The organism is Bradyrhizobium uaiense, from assembly GCF_010811875.1.
In the GTDB taxonomy this organism is placed as follows: Bacteria; Pseudomonadota; Alphaproteobacteria; order Rhizobiales; family Xanthobacteraceae; genus Bradyrhizobium; species Bradyrhizobium uaiense.
Map to the genome: position 1 here is coordinate 1 of NZ_VKHP01000941.1, position 244 is coordinate 244.

General features: G+C 71.3%; 2 protein-coding genes. One reads left to right on the top strand and one right to left on the bottom strand.

Going from position 1 to position 244, the window contains the following annotated elements; translation table 11 throughout:
* On the bottom strand, positions 1 to 171 hold a 171-nt coding region (locus FNJ47_RS55225; RefSeq protein ID WP_430649500.1), incomplete at its 3' end, for an acyl-CoA dehydrogenase family protein.
* On the opposite strand from FNJ47_RS55225, the gene FNJ47_RS48205 reads away from it, so the two are divergent.
* The coding region (locus FNJ47_RS48205; RefSeq protein WP_347341839.1) for an acyl-CoA dehydrogenase family protein at positions 124 to 244 on the top strand (121 nt) is incomplete at its 3' end. The genes FNJ47_RS55225 and FNJ47_RS48205 overlap by 48 nt on opposite strands.

Sequence of the window (244 nt, forward strand, 5' to 3'; positions counted from 1 at the left end):
CTTCCCGGCCGCGGCAAGCTCGGCAGCCTGATAGGCCAGCGCTCGGGCCGCCGCCGCCTTCGCGGCGAGCTGGGCGAGCTTCAGCCGCACGCCCTGCTGATTCCACAGCGGGCCGCCGAATGCCTGCGCGAGGTCTCGATGGTCAAGGCGCTGTCGCCCGAGGTGCTGCACGAGGTGGTGCATGGCTGCCTGCAACTGCATGGCGGCTCAGGCTTCATGCGCGGCACGCCGATCGAGCGCATGG